18 protein-coding genes are annotated in these 20818 nt (G+C 60.5%); 10 read left to right on the top strand and 8 right to left on the bottom strand.

Annotated elements, in window-relative coordinates; genetic code table 11:
- Window positions 1–2 precede the first annotated feature (2 nt).
- The gene (locus tag KGA88_RS16240) at window positions 3–584 is read left to right on the top strand and encodes a cob(I)yrinic acid a,c-diamide adenosyltransferase (protein WP_223592637.1); all 582 of its coding nucleotides are present in this window, start codon (window positions 3–5) and stop codon (window positions 582–584) included.
- Between the two features lie 116 nt (window positions 585–700).
- Here KGA88_RS16240 and KGA88_RS16235 read toward each other — a convergent pair whose 3' ends face one another.
- From KGA88_RS16235 to secA, 4 genes are all read right to left on the bottom strand, one after another.
- Complete coding sequence (locus KGA88_RS16235; RefSeq protein ID WP_223592628.1) at window positions 701–1645, bottom strand: Nudix family hydrolase; 945 nt, start codon at window positions 1643–1645, stop codon at window positions 701–703.
- Window positions 1642–2274 (bottom strand): glutathione S-transferase, encoded by a 633-nt coding sequence (locus KGA88_RS16230; RefSeq protein WP_223592626.1) that lies wholly within the window; start codon window positions 2272–2274, stop codon window positions 1642–1644. The genes KGA88_RS16235 and KGA88_RS16230 overlap by 4 nt, the downstream gene beginning before the upstream one ends.
- A gap of 173 nt (window positions 2275–2447) precedes the next feature.
- Complete coding sequence (argJ, locus tag KGA88_RS16225; RefSeq protein ID WP_223592624.1) at window positions 2448–3665, bottom strand: bifunctional glutamate N-acetyltransferase/amino-acid acetyltransferase ArgJ; 1218 nt, start codon at window positions 3663–3665, stop codon at window positions 2448–2450.
- A 122-nt stretch (window positions 3666–3787) separates the two neighbouring features.
- Complete coding sequence (secA, locus tag KGA88_RS16220; RefSeq protein ID WP_223592621.1) at window positions 3788–6523, bottom strand: preprotein translocase subunit SecA; 2736 nt, start codon at window positions 6521–6523, stop codon at window positions 3788–3790.
- Window positions 6524–6830: 307 nt separating this feature from the next.
- Between secA and KGA88_RS16215 the strand changes: the two genes are divergently transcribed.
- Complete coding sequence (locus KGA88_RS16215) at window positions 6831–7286, top strand: DUF721 domain-containing protein (protein WP_110660430.1); 456 nt, start codon at window positions 6831–6833, stop codon at window positions 7284–7286.
- Window positions 7287–7407: 121 nt separating this feature from the next.
- Here the strand turns inward: KGA88_RS16215 and KGA88_RS16210 are convergent, their stop codons facing one another.
- A complete protein-coding gene (locus tag KGA88_RS16210; RefSeq protein WP_223592619.1) occupies window positions 7408–8895 on the bottom strand; it encodes a helicase HerA-like domain-containing protein in 1488 nt (495 codons plus the stop codon).
- A 188-nt stretch (window positions 8896–9083) separates the two neighbouring features.
- Between KGA88_RS16210 and KGA88_RS16205 the strand changes: the two genes are divergently transcribed.
- From KGA88_RS16205 to KGA88_RS16190, 4 genes are all read left to right on the top strand, one after another.
- On the top strand, window positions 9084–10973 hold the full coding sequence (locus tag KGA88_RS16205) for a methyl-accepting chemotaxis protein (RefSeq protein ID WP_110660429.1): 1890 nt from the start codon (window positions 9084–9086) through the stop codon (window positions 10971–10973).
- 162 nt (window positions 10974–11135) lie between these two features.
- A complete protein-coding gene (locus tag KGA88_RS16200) occupies window positions 11136–12248 on the top strand; it encodes a glycosyltransferase family 4 protein (RefSeq protein ID WP_223592617.1) in 1113 nt (370 codons plus the stop codon).
- Window positions 12241–13017, top strand: a complete 777-nt coding sequence (locus KGA88_RS16195; RefSeq protein ID WP_223592609.1) for a DUF2334 domain-containing protein — start codon at window positions 12241–12243, stop codon at window positions 13015–13017. The genes KGA88_RS16200 and KGA88_RS16195 overlap by 8 nt, the downstream gene beginning before the upstream one ends.
- Entirely contained in the window at window positions 13014–14009 is a 996-nt protein-coding gene (locus KGA88_RS16190) for a YbhN family protein (RefSeq protein WP_223592607.1), read from the top strand. Before KGA88_RS16195 ends, KGA88_RS16190 begins: the two co-directional genes overlap by 4 nt.
- Here the strand turns inward: KGA88_RS16190 and KGA88_RS16185 are convergent.
- Together KGA88_RS16185 and purU are read right to left on the bottom strand one after the other, a co-directional pair.
- Window positions 13990–14229 (bottom strand): hypothetical protein, encoded by a 240-nt coding sequence (locus tag KGA88_RS16185; RefSeq protein ID WP_223592657.1) that lies wholly within the window; start codon window positions 14227–14229, stop codon window positions 13990–13992. The two genes, KGA88_RS16190 and KGA88_RS16185, sit on opposite strands and share 20 nt — an antisense overlap.
- 86 nt (window positions 14230–14315) lie before the next feature.
- On the bottom strand, window positions 14316–15164 hold the full coding sequence (purU, locus tag KGA88_RS16180) for a formyltetrahydrofolate deformylase (protein ID WP_223592605.1): 849 nt from the start codon (window positions 15162–15164) through the stop codon (window positions 14316–14318).
- A gap of 324 nt (window positions 15165–15488) precedes the next feature.
- On the opposite strand from purU, the gene mvaT reads away from it, so the two are divergent.
- Window positions 15489–15866 carry a histone-like nucleoid-structuring protein MvaT gene (mvaT, locus tag KGA88_RS16175; RefSeq protein ID WP_007933316.1) on the top strand — a complete coding sequence of 126 codons (378 nt, stop codon included), beginning with the start codon at window positions 15489–15491 and terminating at the stop codon, window positions 15864–15866.
- A 100-nt stretch (window positions 15867–15966) separates the two neighbouring features.
- On the opposite strand, the gene sbcB is transcribed toward mvaT, so the two are convergent.
- Window positions 15967–17397: an exodeoxyribonuclease I gene (gene sbcB / locus KGA88_RS16170; protein ID WP_223592603.1), complete on the bottom strand. Its 1431-nt coding sequence runs from the start codon at window positions 17395–17397 to the stop codon at window positions 15967–15969.
- A gap of 187 nt (window positions 17398–17584) precedes the next feature.
- Here sbcB and KGA88_RS16165 point away from each other — a divergent pair, with 187 nt between their 5' ends.
- The 3 genes from KGA88_RS16165 to KGA88_RS16155 are packed head-to-tail and all read left to right on the top strand — an operon-like array spanning window position 17585 to window position 20815.
- Window positions 17585–18310: an RDD family protein gene (locus tag KGA88_RS16165; protein ID WP_223592592.1), complete on the top strand. Its 726-nt coding sequence runs from the start codon at window positions 17585–17587 to the stop codon at window positions 18308–18310.
- The gene (locus KGA88_RS16160; protein ID WP_223592590.1) at window positions 18307–19284 is read left to right on the top strand and encodes a stage II sporulation protein M; all 978 of its coding nucleotides are present in this window, start codon (window positions 18307–18309) and stop codon (window positions 19282–19284) included. The genes KGA88_RS16165 and KGA88_RS16160 overlap by 4 nt, the downstream gene beginning before the upstream one ends.
- The gene (locus KGA88_RS16155) at window positions 19271–20815 is read left to right on the top strand and encodes a DUF4129 domain-containing protein (RefSeq protein ID WP_223592588.1); all 1545 of its coding nucleotides are present in this window, start codon (window positions 19271–19273) and stop codon (window positions 20813–20815) included. Before KGA88_RS16160 ends, KGA88_RS16155 begins: the two co-directional genes overlap by 14 nt.
- Window positions 20816–20818 lie beyond the last annotated feature (3 nt).

Here is a 20818-nt window from a genome sequence, read left to right as displayed (position 1 = left end):
CCATGGGCTTTCGTTTGTCGAAGATTTACACCCGCACTGGCGACAAAGGCGAGACCGGGCTGGGCGACGGACGCCGCGTACCCAAGGATCACCCGCGCATTGAAGCAATCGGTGAGGTCGATACGCTGAACAGCCAGGTTGGGGTACTCCTGGCCGGGCTGGCGGCAGAAACCGCCCGGTTTCCAGGCTTGAACGAAGTGATCGAGGTATTGGCTCCCTGCCAGCATCGGTTATTTGATCTGGGTGGCGAACTGGCGATGCCGGTGTATCAAGCGTTGAATGCAGCGGAAATCGAACGCCTGGAAGCCGCGATCGATGTATGGAATGAAGAGTTGGGACCGCTGGAAAACTTCATCTTGCCTGGCGGCTCGACGCTGATTGCCCAGGCTCATGTCTGTCGAAGCCTGGCGCGCAGCGCAGAGCGGCGGTGTCAGCAACTCAATGCGATTGAGCCGTTGGCCGGGGTTGGCCTGGCGTACATCAATCGATTGTCGGACTTGCTGTTTGTGGTGGCGCGGCTGATTGCCAAGCGTCAGGGAGTGACGGAGATTCTTTGGCAGCCTGCGGCGAAGCCTGAGGTTTAGTCGGCGCCTCTCGGGGCCCTTCGCGAGCAAGCCCGCTCCCACAGTGGATTTGTGGCACTCACAAAACCTATGGGAGCGGGCTTGCCCGCGAAGAGGCCAGCAGGAGCGCTACAAAATCAGGCCTCAGGCCAAAACGCCCGAATCCCCGCCACACCCTGCGCACCCGCCGCCCAGGCTTTCTCGACCTCGGCCGGGCCAACACCGCCGAGCAGGAACACCGGCTTGCTGAACCCTTCGATCAAGCTTGAAGCCTGCTCCCAACCCAACGGCTCGGCACCAGGATGCGTCAAAGTCGGTTGAACCGGCGACAGGGTCACGAAATCCACCCCCATCTGTTCGGCCAGTGCCAGCTCTTCAGCGTTATGGCACGACGCCGCAAGCCAACGCGAAGCCGGTAGCGGTCGCCCAGCCGCGGCGTACTTGCGCAGCTGCGCCGAGGTAATGTGCCAACCCGCGGACGGGAAGTCGCCCAGCCATTCGAACGGCCCCTTGATCATCAACTGTGCCTTACCGGCACACAGGCCCACCGCATCGACAGCCAGGTCGCGATACTTCGGATCGTAACCGTTCGGTGCACGCAACTGGATCAGCTTGATGCCTCCCGCGATGGCTTTCTGGATTCCCCGCAGCAAGGCCGGTGTTTCCAGATCTTCCGGGGTAATCAAGTACTGAGCGGGTAATTTCGCGGCCGCGACGATCGGCTGATTGGCCTCCGGGAACTCGTAATTCGACAAATCACGAGGTGCCACCCAGACCAGCGGTTGTCCCTCGGCACCATGGGGCTCGCCGGAAAACGCCGAGACTTCCCAGACATCCAGCAACACCTGCTTGTCCGGGTAATCGTGCCGAATCTTGATCAACGGGCGCGCCGCGCCAACCACAATGCCCAGTTCCTCATGGAGTTCGCGGGCCAGTGCGGTTTCGACCGACTCGTCGGCCTCGACCTTGCCCCCGGGAAACTCCCACAGACCACCCTGATGCTGTGAATCAGCACGGCGGGCGATCAGGATTTGGCCACTGCCATCGCGGATGACGGCGGCGGCGACATGCACTCGTTTCACTTTTCCAACTCCTCCAGTCCGGCCTTCTGCCAGGCCTTGAACGCCGGCCATTGGTAGAGGGTATCGACATAGGCTTCGTCAGTGGCAGACAGTTTTACCTGATAGGTGCGCAAGCGCACGGCAATCGGCGCAAAAAACACGTCAGCCAGACTGATATGACCAAACAGGTACGGCCCGGTTTCAGTCGCGGCGGCACAGCATTCAGCCCACAGCGCCGACATGCGTTCGATGTCGGCCTGAACGTCAGCCGGGACCGGCGACAAAGGGGCATCATGGCTCAGGTCGAACGGCATGTTGCCGCGCATGGCAAAGAATCCACTGTGCATCTGCGCACACGCCGAGCGCGCCTGGGCGCGGGCGGCGGTGTCTTTGGGCCAGAGGCCCGCGGCCGGGAACTGTTCCGCCAGGTATTCGGCAATCGCCAGGGAGTCGGCGATGGTGCCGTGTTCGGTTTTCAGCAGCGGGACCTTGCCGGTCGGCGAATGCTTGAGCAGACGCTCGCGGGTGTCGGGCTGGTTCAGCTTGATCAGTTCTTCGGTATAGGCGGCGCCAGCCAGATCGAGGGCCAGGGCACCGCGCAGGGACCAGGAGGAATGCAGTTTGTCGCCGATGATCAGGTGCAGGCTCATGTTCGGGACCTTTTGATGAGGGGACAGGCCAAAATCTCTGGCGTCTGGTCGTCAACCTTCGCGAGCAAGCCCGCTCCCACAGTGATCGCGTTGAACACAACGTTTGTGTACGCCACTGAACCTGTGGGAGCGGGCTTGCTCACCAATGGGACGACTCGGTCTTGAGCCGCGTATTAAGTACGGTACTCGGCGTTGATCTTCACGTACTCGTGGGACAGGTCGGTGGTCCAGATGGTTTCGCTGCAATCGCCACGACCCAGCTCAATACGAATCGTGATTTCTTCCTGCTGCATCACCGCCGAGCCCTGGGCTTCGGTGTAGGTCGCCGCACGCGCGCCACGGCTGGCAATGCACACGTCGCCGAGGAACACATCGATCTTGCTCACGTCCAGGTCAGGTACGCCGGCACGACCAACCGCGGCCAGGATACGGCCCCAGTTCGGATCGGAAGCAAACAACGCGGTCTTGATCAGCGGCGAGTGAGCCACGGTGTAACCGACGTCCAGGCACTCCTGGTGATTGCCACCGCCGTTGACTTCAACGGTGACGAACTTGGTCGCGCCTTCGCCGTCGCGCACGATGGCCTGGGCCACGTCCATGCACACTTCGAATACCGCTTGCTTCAGCTTGGCGAACAACTCGCCTTCGGCACGGGTGATTTCCGGCAGCGCGGCCTGACCCGTGGCGATCAGCATGCAGCAGTCGTTGGTCGAGGTATCACCATCGATGGTGATGCGGTTGAACGACTTGTTGGCGCCATCGAGCATCAGGTTTTGCAACACGTCGCGGGAAACCTTGGCGTCGGTGGCGATATAACCGAGCATGGTCGCCATGTTCGGGCGAATCATGCCCGCACCCTTGCTGATGCCGGTGACGGTGATGGTCACGCCGTCATGCTGGAACTGACGGCTCGCGCCTTTTGGCAGGGTGTCGGTGGTCATGATGCCGGTGGCGGCAGCTTCCCAGTTGTGGATCGACAGATCATCGAGGGCTGCTTGCAGCGCACCTTCGATTTTTTCCACGGGCAGCGGCTCGCCGATCACGCCGGTGGAGTACGGCAGCACCTGGCTGGCATCGACACCCGTCAGCTCGGCCAGCTTGGCGCAGGTGCGCTCGGCAGCAGCCAGGCCTGGCTCGCCGGTGCCGGCGTTGGCATTGCCGGTATTGGTCAGCAGGTAACGCACCGGGCCTTGCACGCGTTGCTTGGCCAGGATCACCGGTGCGGCGCAAAAGGCGTTCAAGGTGAACACGCCGGCAACCGTGGAGCCTTCAACACAGCGCATGACCACAACATCCTTGCGCCCCGGGCGCTTGATGCCGGCCGAGGCAATACCGAGTTCAAAACCGGCAACCGGGTGCAACGTTGGCAAAGGACCAAGACCAACAGCCATGAATGCGCTCCTCTAAAAATGATGTCAGCAACCGTTTCAGCAAAAACGGTGGTTCGAATGGTAAAACGCCGCGACGGCAGAAGCCGGTCGCGGCGCGGGTATTTCAGCGATTGAAACGGGTTTTACTGGATCTGCCCGTGGCAATGCTTGAACTTCTTGCCCGAACCGCAGTAGCACAGCTCATTGCGACCCAGCTTCTGCTCGTTGCGTACCGGCGCGGCAGCGAGGGCAAGATCGACTTCTTCGCCCAACACTTCCGGTTGCTCCAGGCCCGGGGCTTCTTCATGCAGGAACTGCATGCGAGCGGCCAGCGCCTCGGCTTCCTGGCGCAGGCGCTGCTCTTCTTCGATCGGATCTTCGCGACGAACCTGAACGTGGGACAGCACACGGATCGAGTCGCGCTTGATCGAATCCAGCAACTCGGAGAACAGGGTGAACGACTCGCGCTTGTATTCCTGCTTCGGGTTCTTCTGGGCATAACCACGCAAGTGGATACCGTGACGCAGGTGGTCCATGGTCGACAGGTGGTCTTTCCACAGGTCGTCCAGTACACGCAGAACGATTTGCTTCTCGAAGGTGCGCAGCGCTTCGGCGCCCGCCTGGTCTTCTTTCTCGTTGTACGCCGCGATGAGCTCGTTCATGAGCTTCTCGCGCAGGGTTTCCTCGTACAGGTGATCGTCTTCGTCGAGCCACTGCTGGATCGGCAGCGCCACACCGAAGTCGCTCTGCAGCGCAGCTTCCAGACCGGCCACGTCCCACTGTTCAGGCAGCGATTGCGGAGGAATGTGTGCGCTGACGGTGGCGTTGAGCACGTCCTGACGGAAGTCAGCGATGGTCTCGCCGATGTTGTCGGCGGCCAGCAACGTGTTACGCATGTGATAGATCACTTTACGCTGTTCGTTGTTGACGTCGTCGAACTCGAGCAGTTGCTTGCGAATGTCGAAGTTGCGGCCTTCAACCTTGCGCTGGGCCTTTTCGATGGAGTTGGTCACCATGCGGTGCTCGATCGCTTCGCCAGGCTGCATGCCCAGGGCCTTCATGAAATTCTTCACCCGGTCAGAGGCGAAGATGCGCATCAGGCTGTCTTCCAGAGACAGGTAGAAGCGGCTGGAACCGGCGTCGCCCTGACGACCGGCACGACCACGCAGCTGGTTGTCGATACGGCGGGATTCGTGACGCTCGGACGCAATGACCTGCAAACCGCCCGACTCGAGCACTTGCTGGTGACGCTTCTGCCAGTCAGCTTTGATCTGGGCAATCTGCTCAGGGGTCGGGCTTTCCAGGGAGGCCACTTCCACTTCCCAGTTACCGCCCAACAGGATGTCGGTACCACGACCGGCCATGTTGGTGGCGATGGTCAGTGCGCCCGGGCGACCGGCCTGGGCAATGATCTCGGCTTCCTTTTCATGGAACTTGGCGTTCAGGACCTTGTGTTCGATGCCTTCCTTCACGAGCAGGCTGGACATGTGCTCGGAGGTTTCGATGGTGGCGGTACCGACCAGGACCGGACGGCCTGCGGCCATGCTTTCCTTGATATCGGCCACGATTGCCGCGTACTTCTCGTCGGCCGTCAGGAACACCAGGTCGTTGTAGTCTTTACGCGCCAAAGGCTTGTTCGGCGGAATCACCATGACCTGCAGGCCATAGATCTGGTGGAATTCGAACGCTTCGGTGTCGGCCGTACCGGTCATGCCGGACAGTTTGTTGTACAGACGGAAGTAGTTCTGGAAGGTGGTCGACGCCAGGGTCTGGCTTTCGGCCTGGATGTTCAGGTTTTCCTTCGCTTCGATGGCCTGGTGCAGGCCTTCGGACAAACGGCGACCCGGCATGGTACGACCGGTGTGCTCGTCGACCAGTACGACCTGACCGTCCTGCACGATGTATTCGACGTTGCGATGGAACAGTTTGTGCGCGCGCAGGCCGGCGTAGACGTGAGTCAGCAGGCTCAGGTTGTGCGCCGAGTACAGGCTTTCGCCTTCAGCCAGCAGGCCGAGGGAGGTCAGCGATTCTTCAACGAACTGATGACCGGCTTCGTTGAGCTCGACCTGGCGGGTCTTCTCGTCGACAGTGTAATGGCCAGCCTTGGTGACTTCGCCTTCGACTTCTTCGACATGCAATTCCAGCCGCGGGATCAGCTTGTTGATCTCGATGTACAGCTTGGAGCTGTCCTCGGCCTGACCGGAGATGATCAGCGGCGTACGGGCTTCGTCGATGAGGATGGAGTCGACTTCGTCGATCACGGCAAAATTGAGTTCGCGCTGGAATTTTTCTTCCATGCTGAACGCCATGTTGTCGCGCAGGTAATCGAAACCGAATTCGTTGTTGGTGCCGTAGGTGATGTCGGCGGCGTAGGCAGCGCGCTTTTCTTCCGGCGGCTGGAACGGCGTGACCACGCCGACCGTGAGGCCGAGGAATTCATACAGCGGACGCATCCAGTTGGCGTCGCGGCGGGCCAGATAGTCGTTCACCGTCACAACGTGCACGCCCTTGCCGGACAGCGCGTTGAGGTAAACGCCCAGTGTTGCCACCAGGGTCTTGCCTTCACCGGTACGCATTTCCGCGATCATGCCTTCATGCAAGGTCATGCCGCCGATCAGTTGGACGTCGAAGTGACGCATGCCCATGACACGCTTGCCGGCTTCGCGGGCGACCGCAAAGGCTTCTGGCAGGAGCTTGTCGAGGGTTTCCCCTTTGGCGATGCGGGCCTTGAACTCGTCTGTCTTGGCACGCAATTGATCGTCCGAAAGGGCCACCATTTGCTCTTCGAAGGCATTGACGAGTTGCACCGTCTTGAGCATGCGTTTGACTTCACGCTCATTCTTGCTTCCAAAAAGTTTCTTTAACAAAGGCGCAAACATATCGGCAGGATCTTCCACACTAAAGGGATGGAGGGCGGCCCCGTGAGTCGCCCGTGCAGCCCTCATGGCCGCATGCGAACGAGCATTCTACCCGGAAACGGTGGTGAGGAAAGTGGCGAAATTCCACGATGCTGGCACTGCGCTTTGACGGGGCTCACTTTAAATAGGGGCGTTTTGCTCAACTTCAAGCCGTTGAGGGCAGAAGTTAGTTGTTGATTTAATGGGTAAAGCACCCACAAAAGCAATGGGCGGGTGCATCCGGTGCTTTCTGCTACCATGGCGCCTCTGTTACTTCAGGTGTCTGATCATGGCATTTCGCCCACTTACGGCCAAAGTACCTGCCGTTCTATTACGCGAAGCCAAGCCGCTGAAAGCCATTCTCGGCCACGCTCAACGCCTGGGTCATCTGCAACGCTTGCTCGAGAGCCAACTGCAGCCCGCCGCTCGCGAGCATTGCCATGTGGCTTCCTGGCGCGAAGGCAGTTTGTTGCTGATTGTCACAGACGGTCATTGGGCAACCCGCCTGCGCTACCAGCAAAAGCGCCTGCAACGGCAACTGCAAATGTTCGACGAATTTGCCAACCTGACACGAATCCTGTTCAAGGTGCAGCCACCTACCGTCCAGCGGGGCGCGACCGGGCACACCATGGACCTGTCGCACGATGCTGCGGCAACTATTCAGGCCACGGCCGACGGGATCAGCGATCCGAACCTGCGGGCGGCGCTGGAGCGACTGGCGGCGCACGCCAAATCCAAAACCTGACACAGAAACCTTGTGGGAGCGGGCTTGCTCGCGAAAGCGCTACATCAGTCACATCAATGTTGAATGTGCTGACGCCTTCGCGAGCAAGCCCGCTTCCACTGTCAGACTGTACTCGCTCAAGTTAGCGGCGTTTGCTGCCGCCCAGTAATGAGCCCATCAAGCCGCGCACCAACTGTCGGCCAATCTGGTTCGCCGCCTGTTGCATCGCCGATTTCAGCGCCTTCCCTGCCGCGGTTCCAAGAAACTCCCCGGCCTGCTCGGTGAAGCTTGGCTCCTCGGGTGCCGGTTTACCCGGTGCCGCTTCCGGTGCCGGCGCCAGGCCCTTGCGCGCCATCAGCACCTCATAGGCCGATTCACGGTCAACCGGTTTGTCATACCGCCCCTGCAACGGCGACCCGGCAATCAGCGCCGTGCGCTCGGCATCGGTCAAAGGCCCGATCCGCGATTGCGGCGGCGCTACCAGCACCCGCTGGACCATTTCCGGCGTGCCCTTTTCCTGCAAGGTGCCGACCAGCGCCTCGCCGATCCCGAGCTCGGTCAACACTGACAACGTATCGAACGCCGGATTCGGCCGGAAACCTTCGGCTACCGCGCGCAGGGACTTCTGCTCTTTGGCGGTGAACGCACGCAAGCCATGCTGGATACGCAAGCCCAATTGCGCCAGCACATCATCCGGCAGGTCACCCGGCGATTGCGTGACGAAATACACGCCCACGCCTTTCGAACGAATCAGCCTCACGACTTGCTCAAGACGGTCACGCAACGCCTGGGGCGTACCGTTGAACAGCAAGTGCGCCTCGTCGAAGAATAGCGCCAGCAATGGTTTGTCGGCATCGCCACGCTCAGGCAGTTGCTCGAACAGCTCAGCCAGCAGCCACAACAGGAACGTCGCGTAGACCTTCGGTGCTTCGTGCACAAGACGGCGGGCATCAAGCAAATGAATGCGCCCGCGGCCATCCGCAGTGGGCTGGAGGATGTCTTCGAGTTGCAGCGCCGGCTCGCCGAACAAGGCTTCGGCGCCTTGTTGCTCCAGGGTCGCCAGACGTCTGAGCAGCGCCTGACTGGAGCCGGTGGTCATCAATGCCGCATCGTCGCCCAGCAACTCGGGATTGTCCCGCAAGTGATTGAGCAACGCCTTCAGGTCCTTGAGATCGAGCAACAACAGGCCTTCGCGGTCCGCCACCTTGAACGCCGCGTACAGTGCCGACTGCTGACTGTCGGTCAGTTCCAGCAGGCTGCCCAGCAGCAGCGGCCCCATTTCGCTCAAGGTTGTACGTAAAGGATGACCGGACTGACCGTGTACGTCCCACAACGTCACCGGATAAGCCTGAGGCTTGTGGTTGAGCCAGGGCATCCCGGCAATCCGCTCGGCGATCTTGCCCTGGGGGTTGCCGGCGGCACCCAGGCCGCACAGGTCGCCCTTGATGTCGGCGGCGAACACCGCTACCCCGGCATCGCTGAAGGCTTCGGCCAATCGTTGCAAAGTGACGGTTTTGCCGGTGCCGGTCGCGCCCGCGATCAAACCGTGGCGGTTCGCCAGGCGCATGGCCTGGGCAATCGGCTGTCCTGTGAGATCGGCGCCGATAACGAGTTGCAGTGAGTCAGGCATTTGGTCACCCATGATTAATCTTTGGTCCTACACGGCCGATAGAGATAACGACAAAGCAGTCAGACACGATCTGGTCGGAAATTTCCCTAAGGAGAGTCGGAAAATTCACTTGCTTTCAAACTTGCCCGTAATGCGCCTCTTTATAAAAGCACGCGCTGGACATTAAGACCTTAGCGGAACCCCAAGCCATGAACAAAAATCTGCGTTTCAGCCATAAAATCCTGCTTGCCGCCGCCCTCATTGTGATTGCCGCCTTCGCTTCATTCACGCTGTACAACGACTATCTACAGCGCAACGCCATCCGCGAAGACCTCAATAACTATCTCAACGAGATGGGCGACGTCACCGCCAACAACATCCAGACCTGGCTGGCCGGGCGAATTTTGTTGATCGAGAACCTCTCGCAAAACATCGCCATCAACCCGGAACAAAGCAACGTCGCCAGCCTGCTTGAGCAGAAAACCCTGACGTCGACGTTCATGGCGTCCTACCTGGGTGACGCCACCGGGCACTTCACCATTCGTCCGGACGCGAAGATGCCGGACGGTTTCGACCCGCGTGTTCGCCCCTGGTACAAAGGCGCCGAAAGCAGCAGTACGCCGACCCTGACCGAACCTTACATCGATGCGGCAACCGGCCAATTGATCATCTCCATGGCCACGGCTTCGAAAAAGGCCGGCCAGAGCGTGGGAGTGGTAGGCGGCGACCTGAGCCTGCAAACCCTGATCGATACCCTCAGTGCCCGCGACTTTGATGGCATGGGTTACGCGTTCCTGGTCAGCGCCGACGGCAAGATCCTGGTTCACCCGGACAAAGCGCTGGTGATGAAGTCCCTGAGCGAGGCGTATCCGAAAGACACCCCGCGCATCGGCAACGGCTTCAGCGAAGTGGACGTCGATGGCAAGACGCGCATCGTCAGCTTCACCCCGATCAAGGGCCTGCCTTCGGTCAACTGGTACATCGGTCTGTCGGTCGACAAAGAAAAAGCCTACTCGATGCTCAGCAAATTCCGCGCCTCTGCTGTGGTTGCGACCATCATTGCGGTGGCGATCATCATCGCCCTGCTGGGCATGTTGATTCGCATCCTGATCCAGCCTTTGCACGTCATGACCCGCGCCATGGCCGACATCGCCGATGGCGAAGGCGACCTGACCAAGCGCCTGACCATCCAGAACAACGACGAATTCGGTACCCTCGGCACCGCGTTCAACCGCTTCGTCGAGCGCATTCACGGTTCAATCCGCGAAGTGTCCTCGGCGACCGGGCAAGTCAACGAAGTGGCGTTGCGTGTAGTGGCCGCTTCCAACTCGTCGATGTTCAACTCCGACCAGCAAGCCTCGCGCACCAGCAGCGTCGCGGCCGCCATCAACCAACTGGGCGCCGCCGCCCAGGAAATTGCCCGCAACGCTGCTCAGGCTTCGAGCCAGGCCAGCGATGCCCGCAGCCTGGCCGAAGACGGCCAGCAAGTGGTGGACCGCAGTATCGTGGCGATGAATCAACTGTCGAGCATGCTCAGCGCATCGAGTACCAACATCGAATCGCTGAACAGTAAAACGGTGAACATCGGGCAGATTCTCGAAGTGATCACCAGCATTTCCCAACAAACCAACCTGCTGGCGCTCAACGCTGCCATTGAAGCTGCGCGCGCCGGTGAGGCCGGTCGCGGTTTTGCCGTGGTGGCAGACGAGGTGCGCAACCTGGCACACCGCACGCAGGAATCGGCGCAACAGGTACAGACCATGATCGAGGAACTGCAAGTCGGCGCCCGGGAATCGGTCAGCACCATGAGCGACAGTCAGCGCCACAGTCAGGACAGCGTGGAAATCGCCAACCTCGCAGGCGAGCGCCTGAACAGCGTGACCTTGCGTATCGGTGAAATCGACGGCATGAACCAGTCGGTGGCCACCGCAACCGAGGAGCAGACCGCCGTGGTGGAGTCGATCAACGTCGACATCACCGAGATCAACACGCTGAACCAGGAGGGTGTGGAAAACCTGCAATCGACCTTGCGCGCGTGTTCGGACCTTGAACAGCAGGCGGCGCGGTTGAAGCAGTTGGTAGGCAGTTTCCGTATCTAGCGTCTGAACCGGCCTCATCGCTGGCAAGCCAGCTCCTACAGGTGGATCGCGCTCTTGTAGGAGCCGGCTTGCCGGCGATGAGGCCAGCACATAACCTCAACCGAACATCTATCCTTCATAAAGGTCAACCAAGGGAGTACCGGGACCGGAGGATCGTTCATCGTGCATATCGCTGACATCACCATGTTCTACGCCCCTGCCAGCGGTGGCGTACGCACTTATCTGGATGCAAAGCATCGTCGCCTGGGCATCAAGCCGGGCATTCGCCACAGTTTGCTGATCCCCGGATCCTCTTTTAGCGAGCAGGATGGCATCTTCACCGTCCCGGCCCCCGCCTTGCCCTTCGGCAAGGGCTATCGCTTCCCGCTGCGCCTCGCACCCTGGCGCAATGTCCTGCAGGACTTGCAGCCCGACCTGATCGAAGTCGGCGACCCCTATCTCACCGCATGGGCAGCACTGGACGCGCGGCGCCAACTCGACGTGCCGGTCATCGGCTTCTATCACTCGGACCTGCCCCTGCTGGTCCGCAACCGCATGGGCAATTGGGTGACCAACAACGTCGAAGCCTATGTCAGCAAGCTCTACGGCAACTTCGACCGGGTCCTGGCGCCCAGTCGGGTCATGGCCGACAAATTGACCGGGCTTGGGGTCAGGAATGTCTTCGTGCAACCGCTCGGCGTCGACCTGCAAACCTTCCATCCAGATGCCCGGGACCCGGGGCTGCGAGCCGAGTTGGGTCTGGACGAAAACACCCGCCTGCTGATTTTCGCCGGGCGCGGTTCCAAGGAAAAAAACCTGCCGGTGCTGCTCGACTGCATGCAGCGCCTGGGCCGACGCTATCACCTGATTCTGGTGGGCTCGTCGATGCCCACGGCCGTGCCGGCCAACGTGACGGTGATCGACGAATTCTGCCCCGCCGCGCAGGTAGCCCGCCTCATGGCCAGTGCCGATGCACTGTTGCACGCCGGCGATCAGGAAACCTTTGGCCTGGTGATACTCGAAGCCATGGCCAGTGGCATTCCCGTAGTAGCCGTAGCGGCCGGGGCTTTCGAGGAAATCGTCAGCGAGGACTGCGGCCGGCTCTGCGCACCGAACAACCCCGCCGCGATGGCCACCGCCGTTCGAGAATTGTTCGGCTCGGGCAGCGCAGCGCTTGGCAAACAGGCACGGTTGCATGTCGAACGGCATTACGCCTGGGACACCGTGGTCAACAGCCTGCTGCGCCACTACCACGCTGTGCTCGGCAGCCAGTGGCCGCTGACGGCCAATGGTTGAGTCCATGAACAGCCCCGTTTTACTGCTGGTGCTGCACGACGTGGCTCCGCCAACCTGGGCCGACTACCAGCCGTTCGTCAGAGCCGTCGACGCCCTGGGTGACGTGCCGATGACCTGGCTGGTGGTGCCGGATTTCCATAAACACAACCCTCTGGACGCCCATCCGCAATTTTGCCGCCAGCTCTCTGCACGGGTCACCCGGGGTGACGAATTGGCATTGCATGGCTACTTCCATTGCGACGACGGGCCAATAACGCGCAATCCCCGCGACTGGTTCATGCGTCGGATCTATACCCATGAAGGCGAGTTTTACCGTTTATCGCGAGAAGCCGCCCTCTCCCGCCTGCGTTCGGGCATCGAGATGTTCCACCGCCATGACTGGCCGCTGGAAGGGTTCGTCGCCCCCGCCTGGCTGATGAGCCAAGGCACTCGCCAGGCATTGCGCGAATTGCCGCTGAGTTACACCAGCGACTCGCAGCATTTATACCGGCTGCCGGACTTCACCGCGATCGAGGCGCCAGGTCTGGTCTGGAGTGCGCGCAGCGCTTGGCGCCGGGGCGTATCGAAGCTGGTCAGCGACCGCCGCGAACAACGCTGGCAGCACGCCCCGGTGATTCGCCTGGGCCTGCACCCGGTGGACATGCGCCATGAGTTTTCCCGTCGATACTGGCTGCAAACCCTCGAGCGCCTGCTCGATGGCGGACGCGTTCCGATGACCAAGGCCCAGTGGCTGGCGCTGCAAAACGACCGAATGGGCTGTGCCGCATGAGTCGCGGACTGCTGTTGACTCTCGGCCTGCTCGCGGCGGTGCTGATTCCGACACTGCTGGGCGGCAGCGAGACCTGGTCCCGGCTGACCAGCTTTGCGCTGCCTTGGCTATTGATCATGTTTGGCATGATCCTGCTGTGCTGGGGCGTGAATACCTTGCGATTGCGCTTGTTGCTGGGGGACCAATGCGACAAGGTCAGCCCGCTCAGAAGCCTCGGCGTGGTGATGGCCGCCGAATTTGCCTACTGCGCCACGCCTGGCGGCAGCGGCGGTCCTCTGACGATCATGGCGTTGCTGGCGCGTCACGGCGTGCGCCCGGCCAGGGGCAGCGCGGTGTTCGCCATGGATCAGTTGAGCGACTTGCTGTTTTTCCTCTGTGCACTGAGCGGGATTCTGATTTACGCCCTGTTCCAGCACCTCAGCCAGCGCATGGAATGGATGCTGACCGTCAGCGCCGTTTCGCTGTTCGGTGGCCTGATCAGTTGCGTCGTGGTGGCGCGCTATCACCGCTCTTTGATTCGCCTGAGTGGCCGCTGGCTCGCCCGAGCCAATGTGCAAACCGCCACGCGAATGCGCTGGGCGCGCAAGCTCCTGCAGTTTCTCGCAGCGTTTACCGACACGCTGAAATTACCCGTGCAGACCTTGATCAAGGTATTTGCCCTGACCTGCGTGCATTGGGTCTTGCGCTACAGCGTGCTCTATCTGGCGTTGCGCGGGCTCGGCGCGGATTTGCAGTGGGCCTGGAGTTTTCTGATCCAGATGCTGGCGCTGAGTGCCGGGCAATTCAGCCTTCTGCCGGGCGGAGCCGGTGCTGCGGAGCTGACGTCGGCGGCGTTGCTGGCGCCCATGGTCGGGAAATCCACAGCGGCGGCGGCGATTCTGATTTGGCGGGCAGTGACGTATTACTTCTACTTGCTGATCGGTGGGCCGGTGTTTTTGCTGATGCTCGGCCGGCCGCTGCTCAAGAAATTGATCAAGAACGTCTATCCGTAGAAGCTGGCTTGCCAGCGATAGGGCCCTGGAAATCACTGCAAGCCTGGGACTCTATCGCCGGCAAGCCGGCTCCTGCGTTCAATTCCTCCCACAATTGCGCGGCATCCGGAAACTCCGTACCCGTTTCAGGCCCCATGTCATCCGGGTCGTAGCGGCTCAGGCAACCCTCGCCCAGTGTGGCGGGCGCCTTGGCTGTGGCTTTGTCCAGTGGATCGGCCATGGTCTTGTCCTCGGTGCAGAAACGGCGAAGGGCCTGAAGCGATTGAACGCCCAGGCCCTTCGAATTTCAACCGCGGTGTTCTTCTATCAGAAGACGACGGTTTTGTTGCCGTGCACCAACACCCGGTCTTCCAGGTGATAACGCAGACCACGGGCCAGCACCATCTTCTCGACATCACGGCCGAAACGCACCATGTCTTCGATGCTGTCGCTGTGGCTTACGCGCACCACGTCCTGTTCGATGATCGGGCCGGCATCCAGCTCTTCGGTCACATAGTGGCAGGTCGCGCCGATCAGCTTCACGCCCCGCAGGGAGGCCTGGTGATACGGCTTGGCACCGACGAACGACGGCAGGAAGCTGTGGTGAATGTTGATCACCTTGTGCGCGTATTCGCTGCACAACTCCGGCGGCAGGATTTGCATGTAACGGGCAAGCACCACCACTTCGGCATCGTGCTGTTTGACCAGGCGCGAAACCTCGGCGAAGGCCGGTTGCTTGTCCTGCGGGTTGACCGGGACGTGGTAGTACGGAATGCCGTGCCACTCCACCATGCTGCGCAGGTCATCATGGTTGGAAATCACACAGGAGATTTCGCAGTCCAGTTCATCGCTGTGCCAGCGGTGCAGCAGGTCGGCCAGGCAGTGCGACTCGCGGCTGGCCATCAGGACCACGCGCTTCTTTTGTTCGGTATCGGTGACGCGCCAGTCCATCGAGAACTCTTCGGCGATCGGCGCAAAGGCTTCGCGAAACGCTTCGATACCAAATGGCAGGGAGTCGGCACGGATTTCGTGACGCATGAAGAACCAGCCACTGAGATTGTCCGAGTGATGGCTCGCTTCAGTGATCCAGCCGTTGTGTGATGCCAGAAAGTTACTGACTTTGGCAACGATGCCAACACGGTCCGGGCAAGAAATCACCAGACGAAAAGTGCGCATGAGGGGGAAACTCCAGAACTTCGCAAAGGCCGCCATTCTAGCGATTGCGCAGCAAAACTGCAGTATTGTTGACGTTTCGCCCTGCCGGAAGGTCGGTGCGGCAGGTCGGACAACACCCATGCTTGTTAGCACCGTCGCTCTAGCGATGCCGCTCAATTGTTAATTTATGTATATCTGACCGACAATAACTGCACTACCAATGTGCGCCAAAGACACGGCAACTAAATTAAATAAAGTTGGCTTAAATGTTTACTTGATGAAACACCGTGACTATTATTGCGGCACTGTCACCCTGCCATCCAGCGCAAACATAAGGTAGTCCACATGTCCTTGATCAACGAATATCGCGCCACCGAAGAAGCTATCAAAGAGCTGCAAGCCCGTTTGAAGAACCTGTCCCAAGACGACAAACTGCAAACCGAGCTGGAATTCGAAGGCAAACTGCGCACCCTGATGGGTGAATACTCCAAGTCCCTGCGTGACATCATCGCGCTGCTGGATCCAGAATCCAAAACCAAGGCACCACGCGGCGGTGCAGTGAAAACTACCGGCACCAAGCGTGCTCGCAAAGTTAAACAATACAAAAACCCGCACAACGGCGAAGTCATCGAAACCAAAGGTGGCAACCACAAGACTCTGAAAGAGTGGAAAGCCAAGTGGGGCGGTGACGTGGTGGAAGGCTGGGCTACCCTGCTGGGCTAAGCCTCAGAGCTTGTCGCAGATGGATCCGTGACAAAAAAAGAACGCCAGCAAATGCTGGCGTTTTTTTATGCACCGTATTTAAGCCCCGGCATGTTCGAATTCAAAGACACAAACGCTGGCGCAGTCCCTGGACATAATCCTGCCACTCACCGAGCACCCCCTGCTGAAGCGGAGTAGCTGTAACGCTCAACTGGGCCGCGGCCTCTACAAAACTTTCAAGGGTATTGGGTGCACCCCACTCGGGTTCTGACAAACGTTTCTGACAGAATATTCGCCAGCGTTCTTGCTCCTCGGCATTCAATGTCTCGGGAAAGTTGCGTGCGCGATATCGAAACAGCAATTGAGGCAAACGTTCGTCATCGAAAGGCCACTGCTCTTGTGCCAATTGCTGCGGATCCACGGTTCTGACTTGTTCACACAATCGCCGATCCCGATCACCGATAAATCCATCGTATAACTGTTGCTCCGGATCCTGGCTCTGGGAAAAATCTTCTCGGGCATAAACCGCCAGGACTTTATCCAGCCAAACTTTCTGCGCGTCATTTAGCCGCAACACCCGCTGCTGATACAGCGCCATATCCAGCCCCAGGCGTTGCTGGTCTTCCTGGCGAAGTACCGACAACGGTGCCACCACCGGGCACTTGTTGATGTGAATCAGCTTCAACGGCACTGGCAGCTCGCCTTCGGCCAGTTCGTCGCGGCGGGTATACAGGCGCTGGCGCAAGCTTTCAGCATCCAGATCGAACAGGCCCTGGGGATCGAGGTGCAGGTCACAGACAATCAGGGCGTTCTTGTTGCGCGGGTGCCAGGCCAGCGGCAACACCACACCCACATAGCTGCGCGCGGCCGAAAAGCGCCCGGAAACATGCACCAGCGGTTGCAGCAGGCGTATCTGGTCCATGACTTTTTGCTTGCTGCGTAGCTGAAACAACCAGTCGTACAACTTCGGCTGTTTTTCCCGTATCAGGCGCGCCAGGGCGATCGTCGCGCGCACGTCCGACAGCGCTTCGTGGGCATTGCCATGATCGATGCCGTTGGCAGCGGTCAGGCGTTCGAGCTTGAGCGTGACCCGTCCCTCGTCATCGGTCGGCCAGACCAGCCCATCGGGGCGCAAGGCATAGGCGGCGCGCACCACGTCGATCAGGTCCCAGCGGCTGTTGCCACCCTGCCACTCCCGCGCATAAGGGTCGAAAAAGTTTCGGTACAGGCTGTAGCGGGTCATCTCGTCATCGAAACGCAAGGTGTTATACCCCGCGCCACAGGTGCCCGGCGCCGCGAGCTGGGCATGCACCCGGGTCATGAAGTCGGCTTCGCGCAAGCCTTGCGCCTGCAGTTGCCCGGGGGTGATGCCGGTGATCGCACAGGCGGCCGGGTGCGGCAGGATGTCGTCACTGGGCTGGCAGTAAAGATTGACCGGTTCGTCGATTTCATTGAGATCGAAGTCCGTGCGCAGGCCGGCCATTTGCAATGGACGATCGCGACGGGGATTGATGCCAGTGGTTTCGTAGTCGTACCAGAAGATGGAGGTCACGGGCGATTCCTGAACTGAAGATCGGCAAAGTCTAGGCGTTCACCTCCCACCCCGACCAGTGTCTTGTCATTCAAACACCTTGTGCGACTCACCAGGCAATACACAGTTATATCGTTTCCCCCCGCATAGGCTGCTAGCATCGGATGAACACAGAATCCCGATCCAGGCCACATTCATCAGGTTGCCCATGCTCGAGACCACAGCACTGCCAGGGAATGCGCCGCTGTCACCGCCACTGGATACGCGGTATCAAGTCGAAACGCCAGAAGGTGTCGACCTGCCACTGCGCCCAGCCGGGTTGATGGTCCGTGCGCTGGCGTTCTCCATTGACCTGGGTTTACGCGGCCTGATCCTGGGCGTGCTGTTCATTGTGCTGGCCATGCTCGGCAAACTGGGTGCCGGGCTCGGGTCGATCCTGCTGTTCGTGGTGAGCTGGTGGTACATGGTGCTGTTCGAGGTACTGAACCAGGGCCGTTCGCCGGGCAAGCACTGGATGGGATTGCGCGTGGTACACGACGATGGCACCCCGGTCGGGTGGTCCGCGTCCCTGCTGCGCAACCTGCTGCGCGTTGTCGACCTGCTACCCTTCGGTTACTTCCTCGGGGCCATCAGTTGCCTGCAACACCCCCACTTCAAGCGCCTCGGCGATCTCGCCGCCGGGACCCTGGTGATCTATCGCGAACAATCGCACACCCGCCCCGAACTCCCTGAAGCCCAGCCCCGCCGCCCGCCCTTTGCCCTGACACTCGCCGAACAACGGGCCATTCTCGGGTTTGCCGAGCGCCAGGGCGAACTCTCCCAGGCGCGGACCGATGAGCTGGCCGTGATTCTCGCCCAACCCTTGCAAGTCCCGGCCCCGCAGGCGGTGAACGAGCTTAACGGCATCGCCCGCGGCTTGTTGGGGCCGACATGAAACAAAGCCTTTTCGAAAGCCGGCACAAAGCCGAATGGGAACGCTTCTGCGCCCTGCTCGAGCGGTTGGAACGGGACGGCAAAGCCACCGATGCCGGCAGCTTCCCGAAGGACTACCGACGCCTCTGCCAACACCTGGCATTGGCACGAGAGCGTGGCTACAGCAGCTTTCTGATCGACTCCTTGCAGCAACAAGTCCTGCGCGGACACCAGCAACTCTACCGTCACCGCAGCCGTTTGGGCGCCAGCGTGCTGGCATTCATCCTGGCCGACTTTCCGCGACTGGTGCGTGAGCAGTGGCGTTTCGTCCTCGCCGCCAGCCTGATGTTCTTTGGCAGCCTGGCCGGTTTCGCGCTGCTGGTGTACCTGTACCCGGACCTGGTCTACAACCTGATCCCCAACGAACAGGTCAGCGAGATGCAAAGCATGTACGACCCCGTTGCCGGTCACCTCGGGCGCACGGTCGAACGGGCAGCCAGCGAAGACTGGGCGATGTTCGGCTACTACATCATGCATAACATCGGCATTGCCTTTCAGACCTTCGCCAGCGGTTTGCTGTTTGGTTTGGGCAGTGTGTTTTTCCTGATTTTCAACGGCCTGATGATTGGTGCGGTAGCCGGGCACCTGACCTACGTCGGCTACGGGCAAACCTTTTGGTCATTCGTGATCGGCCACGGCGCCTTCGAACTCAGCGCCATCGCCCTGGCCGGTGCCGCCGGCCTGAAGCTGGGCTGGGCGCTGATCGCCCCGGGACGCCTGCCACGCGCCGAGGCCTTGCGATTGGCGGCGCGCAAGAGTGTGCTGCTGATCTGCGGGGTCATGCTGTTTCTGTTGATTGCAGCGTTTATCGAAGCCTACTGGTCATCAATGACTGGCCCGTCGTACCAGACCAAGTACCTGGTTGGCGCGGCGCTCTGGTTGCTGGTGGTGGTTTATCTCGTGTTTGCCGGACGTCGCCGCCATGCGCCTGAGTGACGCCACCGTGGTGATTCGCCCGCGCTCGACCTGGGAAGCCATGGACCTCGGCGTGCTCCTGAGCCAGCGCCACCGACGCCTGCTGCTGACCAGTTGGGCCATGATCACCTTGCCCATTTTCGCGCTGCTCAGTTGGGGACTCTGGGATTCACCTTCCCTCGCCCTGTTCATATTCTGGTGGCTGAAACCAGCGTTCGAACGCCTGCCCTTGTACATCCTGTCCAAAGCCATGTTCGGTGAAACGCCCACGCTGAAGCAGGCCCTGCAACAATGGCCACGCCTGCTCAAACCGCAATTGCTGGCCAGCCTGACCTGGCGCCGCCTGAGCCTGTACCGCAGTTTCGTGATGCCGGTGGTGCAACTCGAAGGCCTCGACGGAGCGCAACGCCAGCAACGTCTACAGGTGCTTTTGCAGCGAGATGCTGGTGCCGCACGCTGGCTGACGATCATCGGTACGCACTTGGAAGGCGCGTTGTGGATCGGCTTGATGGTGTTGTTCTATCTGCTGCTGCCACAACAGGTCGCGCTCGACTGGAGCTGGCAGTCGCTGATCTCGGCGGCCAACCAGGACTGGCGCTGGCTGGAACACCTGACCAATGCCTTTTATGCACTGGTGCTGGTGGTCTGGGAGCCGATCTATGTCGCCTGCGGCTTCAGCCTTTACCTGAACCGGCGCACCGTGCTTGAGGCCTGGGATATCGAACTGGTGTTCCGCCGAATGCGCCAACGCCTGGTCAATACAGGCGCTGTCTTGCTGTTGGCCGTGATTGCGCTGATGCCAGCCACACACAGCGTGTGGGCCGCAGAACCGGCCCATTCACTCGACAGCCCGCGCTTGCTGGACCAGCCACTGACCAGCCAGGCCTCCAGGGACAGCATCAAGACGATCCTCGAACAGCCGCCCTTCAAGAACCGGGAAACGGTGACCCGCTATCGCTTGGGCGACGACAAACCGGGCGTTGATGCCTCGGACGCCGGCCAGACACCGCAATGGTTGAAGGCGCTGTTGAAGCTGTTCGAGGGGCAGAACTTCGGGGCACTGGCGACACTGATTGAAATCGCGCTGTGGGGCACCGTCATCGCCAGCATCGGCCTGTTGATCTGGCGCTATCGCGACTGGTTGCAGGCGTTCGTCAGCCGGCAACCGACGCTCAAGGTCAAAGCCCCCCGACCATTACCGCAGCAGGCGTTCGGCCTGGACCTCAAGCCCGAGTCCCTGCCCGCCGACATTGCCACCCGCGCTGAAAGCCTCTGGCAGACCCAGCCGCGCGAAGCCCTCGGCTTGCTCTATCGCGCCCTGCTCAGCCGCCTGTTGCACGACTTCAACATCGCGCTCAAAGCCGCCGACACCGAAGGACAGGTGCTGCGCAGTGTCGAGTTGTTACAGCAACCAGCCTTGCTGGCCTACAGCAAAAACCTGACCGGGCACTGGCAAAACATGGCCTATGGTCACCGCTTGCCACCCGAACAGGTGCAACAGGAACTGTGTGATGGCTGGCGAGTGTTGTTCGACGCGGGGGCGGTCCATTGAGTC

The organism is Pseudomonas sp. A-R-19, assembly GCF_019956575.1.
In the GTDB taxonomy this organism is placed as follows: domain Bacteria; phylum Pseudomonadota; class Gammaproteobacteria; order Pseudomonadales; family Pseudomonadaceae; genus Aquipseudomonas.
Note: the sequence above shows the minus strand (reverse complement) of the source record. Positions and strands in the feature narration are given on the sequence as shown.

What these genes read in the sequence shown, in the direction of transcription:
- KGA88_RS16165 (WP_223592592.1), top strand. Translation starts at nt 17,585, where the DNA reads ATGCTCGAGACCACAGCACTGCCAGGGAATGCGCCGCTGTCACCGCCA.
- KGA88_RS16230 (WP_223592626.1), bottom strand. Translation starts at nt 2,274, where the DNA reads ATGAGCCTGCACCTGATCATCGGCGACAAACTGCATTCCTCCTGGTCC.
- KGA88_RS16240 (WP_223592637.1), top strand. Translation starts at nt 3, where the DNA reads ATGGGCTTTCGTTTGTCGAAGATTTACACCCGCACTGGCGACAAAGGC.
- mvaT (WP_007933316.1), top strand. Translation starts at nt 15,489, where the DNA reads ATGTCCTTGATCAACGAATATCGCGCCACCGAAGAAGCTATCAAAGAG.
- KGA88_RS16190 (WP_223592607.1), top strand. Translation starts at nt 13,014, where the DNA reads ATGAGTCGCGGACTGCTGTTGACTCTCGGCCTGCTCGCGGCGGTGCTG.
- purU (WP_223592605.1), bottom strand. Translation starts at nt 15,164, where the DNA reads ATGCGCACTTTTCGTCTGGTGATTTCTTGCCCGGACCGTGTTGGCATC.
- secA (WP_223592621.1), bottom strand. Translation starts at nt 6,523, where the DNA reads ATGTTTGCGCCTTTGTTAAAGAAACTTTTTGGAAGCAAGAATGAGCGT.
- KGA88_RS16215 (WP_110660430.1), top strand. Translation starts at nt 6,831, where the DNA reads ATGGCATTTCGCCCACTTACGGCCAAAGTACCTGCCGTTCTATTACGC.
- KGA88_RS16205 (WP_110660429.1), top strand. Translation starts at nt 9,084, where the DNA reads ATGAACAAAAATCTGCGTTTCAGCCATAAAATCCTGCTTGCCGCCGCC.
- KGA88_RS16195 (WP_223592609.1), top strand. Translation starts at nt 12,241, where the DNA reads ATGGTTGAGTCCATGAACAGCCCCGTTTTACTGCTGGTGCTGCACGAC.
- KGA88_RS16155 (WP_223592588.1), top strand. Translation starts at nt 19,271, where the DNA reads ATGCGCCTGAGTGACGCCACCGTGGTGATTCGCCCGCGCTCGACCTGG.
- KGA88_RS16160 (WP_223592590.1), top strand. Translation starts at nt 18,307, where the DNA reads ATGAAACAAAGCCTTTTCGAAAGCCGGCACAAAGCCGAATGGGAACGC.
- KGA88_RS16185 (WP_223592657.1), bottom strand. Translation starts at nt 14,229, where the DNA reads ATGGCCGATCCACTGGACAAAGCCACAGCCAAGGCGCCCGCCACACTG.
- argJ (WP_223592624.1), bottom strand. Translation starts at nt 3,665, where the DNA reads ATGGCTGTTGGTCTTGGTCCTTTGCCAACGTTGCACCCGGTTGCCGGT.
- KGA88_RS16210 (WP_223592619.1), bottom strand. Translation starts at nt 8,895, where the DNA reads ATGCCTGACTCACTGCAACTCGTTATCGGCGCCGATCTCACAGGACAG.